Raw genomic sequence first — 6,114 nt, 5'->3', positions numbered from 1 at the left:
TGGATTTTTTGGCAAAACGGCCTTAATTCAAGCAGATTTTCCTTTAGTTGGAAAATTGAAACCTAGCGAAATTAAAGCAATAGCTGCTTTTACTCAAGCATCTGACCCTACTTTAGTAAGAAAAGATAAGGATTTTTACTCTGCTGTTGTTTTTAATTTTCAAAATGTTAAAGTTGTCCCAAAGGCTTATGGTCCACCAGATATTCCTCCTATCAGAGCATAGATAAGTATTTCAGGTTTTATCAATTAAAATACTTTCTGCGTCGATGGTTTCATAAAAAAAATTAAAAAAATAAACTCCCGGGTTATTAACTCGGGAGTTTATTTAGTTTATATAACGATTTTGCATTACTAGTGGCACCTGTTGATATGCTTTTTGTGGTATTGTATCCTATAAACAATGGTTGTTATATATCCTTATTTTGGGACTTTTTTATGATAAATTCTAAATTCAAATCTCGTTTTTTTCTTACTTTGAGCATGGTAGCTTGTTTTGTAGGTGCTTTGCACTCTAAGCCTGTTGCTTGGAATGTGGTTCCTACGACTGAATCAGTTTTGATTCAAGATTCTCGTTGGCATACGCTTTCAGGTAAAGAAAAATCAGTCATGTTACAAATCATGAGTCATCAGTTTTTAGTAGCAATAGAAGCGCTTAAAAATGATACTGCGATGTATCAATCATTAAGTAGTAAGTATGATTTTCTTGCGATGTCTCATGATGATGTTTTTCAGTTCTTTTTGCTTTCGCAGGGTGTAAGAATTACAGACCAGGGAATACAAAGAGCTAGATATTGTATGCAACAATTATTAGATTTTGGCCTTAGCCCAAATCATAAGCTTTCCAATGGTGATACGGTGCTACATGATGCTATAAAAGCCCAAAACTGGTCTGTTGTAGAAGTTTTGCTTAGGGCGCAGGCTGATGTAACCTTGACTGATGCAGCAGGCAAAACTCCTTTTGACTATGTAAGGCTGTCAGATATGAAACATATGTGGTTTCATGGCGGTAGTGGCGCTTTGCTTTATAAGCATCTTACATTGTGCCAAAAAGCTAGAGCAAATCTTCCTGAATCTGGGACTGTTGTGCTAATGGCCATCTTGGCTGCAACAGCTTATGGATATTATAAAGTTGTGATTGCAAAATAAAACATTGTCTAAATAAAAGAATTTTTAGATATAAAAAAGGCCTTTGTTTTACCAAAGGCCTTTTTTACGTGAGCTAATTGTTTTTTCTTAAATGCTACTTTCTTTTTTAGCCATTTCAAAAATTGTTTCTAGTGTTAATCCAAACTCTTGTTTGCCTGTAGCGTGACGCAATGTCGCAATGTAATCGTGTTTGATTCTTGTTCTTTTTGGCCAACAACGAGCATCCAAGGAACTCTTTCAAGTTGAGCCACTTTTATTTTTGCAGAAAGTGGTTCGCAGCTTTCATCAAGTATCACTCGGTAGCCAGCAATTTTTAGAGCGCTTGTGATATTTTGAGCGTATTCAAGCTGCTCTGATGTGATTGGAAGAACTCTAATTTGTGTTGGACAAAGCCAGAAAGGGAAATGTCCCTTAAAGTGTTCGAGCATAATTCCAAAAAATCTTTCAAGAGATCCCAGGATAGCTTGATGTATGATTACTGGAGTTTGTTTTTCGCCCTTATTGTTGATGTAGTAAAGATCAAAGTTTTGTGGCATAAAAAAATCAACTTGAACAGTTGAGCATTGCCATGAGCGGCCCATAGAGTCAAAAATCGTAACTTCTATTTTTGGACCGTAAAAAGCGCCTTCGCCCTCATATATTTCAAATTCTTTACCAGCTTTTGTCAGGCCATTTGTTAACGCTGAAATAGCAGTATTCCATAAATCATCGCTCCCCATAGCATTTTCAGGCTTTGTTGAAACGGCATAGTGAACGCTTTCAACGCCAAAAGTTTTCCAGACTTTATCGATCGTTTGAATGGAGCTTACAATTTGAGCTTCAATTTGTTCAGGGGCGCAGTACATGTGTGTGTCATCTTGTGTAAAAGCTCTCACTCGAAAGAGTCCATGCAGCACTCCTGACAATTCATAACGATGCACGTGGCCAAACTCTGCAAGTCTAAGGGGTAGCTCGCGGTATGAGTGTAAGTTTTGCTTGTAGATTAAAATTGAGCCCGGGCAGTTCATCGGCTTGATAGCATATTCTTTGTTTTCAATGGTGCTAAAGTACATATGTTTTTGGTAGTTTGCATAATGACCGGACTGTTTCCATAGGCAAACGTCAAGAACTGAAGGAGTTATGGTTTCAAGGTAATCACCATTTGTCCAGATGTTGCGAACGTACTCTTTGAGCTTGTTGATGATAAACGCGCCTTTTGGGTGATAAAAAGGAAATCCAGTTCCTTCTTCTTGAAATGAGAAAAGATCCATTTCTTTGCCAAGCTTTCTATGATCGTATTTTGCAGCAAGCTCTTTTTGCATCAAATAAGTTCGCATCTCTTTGTCTGAGAAAAATGCAGTTCCAGAAATTCTTTGGAGGGGAGCATTTTTTTGATCAGCGCGCCAGTATGATCCTGAAAGTCCTGTAAGCATGACATGTTTAAGTTCGCCAGTTGTTGCAACATGACCACCACGACAAAGGTCATAAAAATCACCTTGGCGAGAAAGACCAACAGTCTCTCCTGGAATTCCTTCAATCAATTCAAGTTTGAATGGATTTTCTTTGTATATTTGACGAGCGGTCTCTTTTGAAATGTCTTCATGGGTAATTGGATATGCTTTTGCAGCCAATTCTTTCATGCGCTGTTCAATGACAGCCAGATCTGATTCTTTAAAATTATGTTCTGGTTGAAAGTCATAAAAAAAACCTTCTTTGGTTGCAGGACCAATGGTAAGGTTAGTTTTTGGAAAAAGTTCTGTGATTGCTTGTGCTAAAAGATGTGCTGCAGAATGACGAAGAATTTGTAACTTTTCTTCTGCTTGTTTGTTTGGTTTCATGATTTAGATCCTTTTATGTGCTCAATTTGTGCTGCTTTTGTAGCCTTAAATAAGTATTTAATTATAGATTAAAAAAGGAAAAAGATAAAATTTGATCGTTTGTGCTTTTTAGTTGCCATAAATAGATAAAAACAAAAAAACTCTTTTTATTTGTGTGTGGTATCAGTTATTTCTTTTGTTAGCCAAATATAGTAGGCTACCAAAGCTTTAAAAAAAGTTGGAGCTGTTTTTATAATCAAAAGGATACGCATGCAAGTAAAAGAACAACTTTATATTCTAGACACTAATGTTTTAGTTGAAGATCCGGAAGTTATTTTTAGATTTCAACAGGCTCGGGTTGGGATTCCAATCACGGTGCTTGAAGAATTAGATAGAATTAAAATTGAAAATTCAAGTCGTGGTGCAAGTGCTCGAATGATAGCTCGTCACCTTGATAAAATTAGATCGCTGGGTTCGTTAAAAGATGGCGTACAGCTTGAGAACGGTACCGTTATTCAAATATTGTTTGACGACAGTTGTGCTGGGCCGGTAAAACCTCGATTACGAGTGGACATAGCAGATAATAAAATTCTAATGGTTGCGTTTTCTATGCAGTCATGTGGCTATGATGTGGTATTTGTTACCAAAGATATCAACGCTAGAATCAAAGCTGATGCGCTGGGCATCAAATCTCAAGATTATTTACGAGGCTTAGTCCTCGCTGAAAATTATTATAAAGGTTGGCAAGAGTATGATATTCCTGGTCAGGAATTGCGAAAAGAGTTTCCATCGATACTTAAAGATTTAGCAGAATCTAAAAATGTTTCGTGTAATGAGTTTATAGCGCTTTATAGCAAGGGAAACGAGTTTAACAATCGGATCTTTAGATATCGTGGTGGTGATATATTTAAAGAAGTTAAGCAGCCGACGGCTTATTGGCCAATCAAGGCAAAAAACATGCATCAATTAATGGCGCTTGATCTTTTGTTTGATGACGATATCACCATGGTTTCTTTAACTGGTCCAGCCGGAACAGGAAAAACGTTTTTAACTTTATTTGTTGGATTGTACAATGTTCTAGTTTCAGAAAGTTATTACAAAATGACGATTGCTCGCTCTGTTGTTCCACTTGGTCATGATATTGGTTTTTTACCTGGTGATGTTCAAGAAAAGCTTCGTGGCTGGATGCAGCCAATGTATGACAACGTTGATATGATTTCACAAATGCTTGCACAAGCATCAGCCGGTGCTTTGACTGAGCATTATGAGCCACAACAACAATCATCTAGATATGAAGATAATAGATTTTCAAGAAATCGACGTGGTGGCGGCCAAAAGAAACATTTTAATCAACGCAGAGAGCATAGGCCAACAAATCCAATTAGTTCACTTGATGATTTAATTAATCAACGCAAGGTCAGCCTTGAGGCGATTAGCTACATGCGTGGTCGTTCGATAGCGCGTCAATTTATTTTCATCGATGAAGCTCAAAATTTAACGCCACATGAAATTAAAACTCTTTTGAGTCGTGTTGCTACGGGAAGTAAAATAATTCTTTCTGGAGACCCGTATCAGATTGATGTTCCCTATTTGGATTTTTCAACCAATGGACTTGTTGTAGCAACTGATCGATTTAAAGGTCAGCCTATTTTTGGTGGTGTCTTTTTGCCGACAAGTGAACGAAGTGAGATTTCTAGATTAGTTCAAGAGTTACTTTAAGTTTTTTGATCAAAGTCTTTCTTTAGTTTGAGTAAGTATAAAAAACCCCTTATTAAAAATCTGGGGTTTTTTCTTGCTTAATTTTAAAATTAGCTGTGATGTGGGATGCAAGACAAAGCTTGTTTGATTTGGTGTTCAAATTAGATAAATTTCTTAAATTGTGTTATTTTAATAGGGTTAATTGTAGGTTTTTAGGCTGGGGTTTTATGAAAAAATTATTGTTGTTTTCGATGAGTCTTTTATTGCCATGTTTTTTATTGCAGTCAAGCAGTAATGATCACAGAAAAATAAGAGTTCTTCAAGATGCGATTCGCTTTGCTGATCTAGATACTGTAAATCGGCTTATTGAAGAAAAAATAAATGTAAACTTTGCAGATACTAATGGAACTACCTTTGTGCATTATGCTTCGCAGGTTGGAAATGCTGATATCTTAAAAGCTTTGATTAGCGCAGGAGCTCTAGTTGAGGCAAAAAATAAAAAAGGCCAAGCCCCATTGCATCATGCGGTGCTTGCTGGGCAACCTGATCTTGCAAAATATCTAGTTGATTTTGGAGTGGATAAAGAAGTTTGTGACAATACTGGTGCGACACCATTGCACTATGCTGCTGTAAATGGACGCCTGGAAGTTGCAAAATATTTAGTTGATTCTGGATTGAACAAAGAAGCTTGTGACAATAGTGGTGCGACCCCATTGCATTATGCTGCCGGAAAAGGAGGTCTTGATCTGGTAAAGTATCTAGTTGAGTCTGGGGTAAATAAAGAACCGAAAAACAATAATGGCTCAACTCCATTGCATCATGCGGCAGGCGCTGGGCTTGTAGATGTTGTAAGTTTTCTGATTGATGCAAATGTAAATAAAAACTTTCCTTCTGATAGTCATTTAACTCCATTACATCATGCAGCATTAAATGATCGCGCTGATGTTATAACGCTGCTTATTGAAAAAGGTGCAAAAAAGAACGCTCGTAATATTAATCGAAGAACGCCACTTTTTTTGGCTGCTGTTGCTGAAAAGTCAAAAAGCGTTAAAGCCTTGATTGCGAGTGGGGCTAAGAGGGTTTCTTTTGAAGGGGTTAATATTTCTGACCATATAAATAAATTATTAAATTGGTACACGCCAGAAATTATAGCGGAAGAACAAACTTTATTTGGCCAGAGTGTCAAAAAATCTTTTGATGAGTTTGAAAATGGTCATCCTGAATTGCTTAGTAAGGTACTTGGTGGTTCAACTGACAACGATCCGTCAATCTTTCCAGCTACAAGTATAACAAGAGCTCGAGCTCTTTTTGAACCATGCGACCTTGAAAATAATATTATTCCAGAATTAAGAAAGCAGTTGCCAGGATTAACCATAGAAGGCGATGAAGCAATTATGACCAGAAATAGGGATTATTTAAAATCAATTAAAGTTCGTCCTAGGTCAAATGATGATCTAGAGACAGAAGATAAATA

At 36.9% G+C, this 6,114-nt stretch carries 5 protein-coding genes; 4 read left to right on the top strand and 1 reads right to left on the bottom strand.

The annotated features are described in order from the left end of the window. A partial coding sequence (locus NTU89_01190) for a hypothetical protein (GenBank protein MCX5923160.1) occupies positions 1 to 223 on the top strand: 223 nt, incomplete at its 5' end. A gap of 212 nt (positions 224 to 435) precedes the next feature. Next, positions 436 to 1,146: an ankyrin repeat domain-containing protein gene (locus tag NTU89_01185; protein ID MCX5923159.1), complete on the top strand. Its 711-nt coding sequence runs from the start codon at positions 436 to 438 to the stop codon at positions 1,144 to 1,146. 134 nt (positions 1,147 to 1,280) lie between these two features. On the opposite strand, the gene thrS is transcribed toward NTU89_01185, so the two are convergent. After that, the gene (thrS, locus tag NTU89_01180) at positions 1,281 to 2,963 is read right to left on the bottom strand and encodes a threonine--tRNA ligase (GenBank protein ID MCX5923158.1); all 1,683 of its coding nucleotides are present in this window, start codon (positions 2,961 to 2,963) and stop codon (positions 1,281 to 1,283) included. 249 nt (positions 2,964 to 3,212) lie between these two features. On the opposite strand from thrS, the gene NTU89_01175 reads away from it, so the two are divergent. Both NTU89_01175 and NTU89_01170 read left to right on the top strand, forming a co-directional pair. Further along, a complete protein-coding gene (locus NTU89_01175; GenBank protein MCX5923157.1) occupies positions 3,213 to 4,661 on the top strand; it encodes a PhoH family protein in 1,449 nt (482 codons plus the stop codon). 206 nt (positions 4,662 to 4,867) lie between these two features. Next, positions 4,868 to 6,114, top strand: a 1,247-nt coding sequence (locus tag NTU89_01170) for an ankyrin repeat domain-containing protein (GenBank protein ID MCX5923156.1), incomplete at its 3' end; no start/stop codon positions are given.

Source organism: Candidatus Dependentiae bacterium (assembly GCA_026389065.1).
Taxonomy (GTDB): domain Bacteria; phylum Babelota; class Babeliae; order Babelales; family Chromulinivoraceae; genus JACPFN01.
This window is presented reverse-complemented; position numbering and strand designations above follow the sequence as displayed.

What these genes read in the sequence shown, in the direction of transcription:
- NTU89_01185 (MCX5923159.1), top strand. Translation starts at nt 436, where the DNA reads ATGATAAATTCTAAATTCAAATCTCGTTTTTTTCTTACTTTGAGCATG.
- NTU89_01175 (MCX5923157.1), top strand. Translation starts at nt 3,213, where the DNA reads ATGCAAGTAAAAGAACAACTTTATATTCTAGACACTAATGTTTTAGTT.
- thrS (MCX5923158.1), bottom strand. Translation starts at nt 2,963, where the DNA reads ATGAAACCAAACAAACAAGCAGAAGAAAAGTTACAAATTCTTCGTCAT.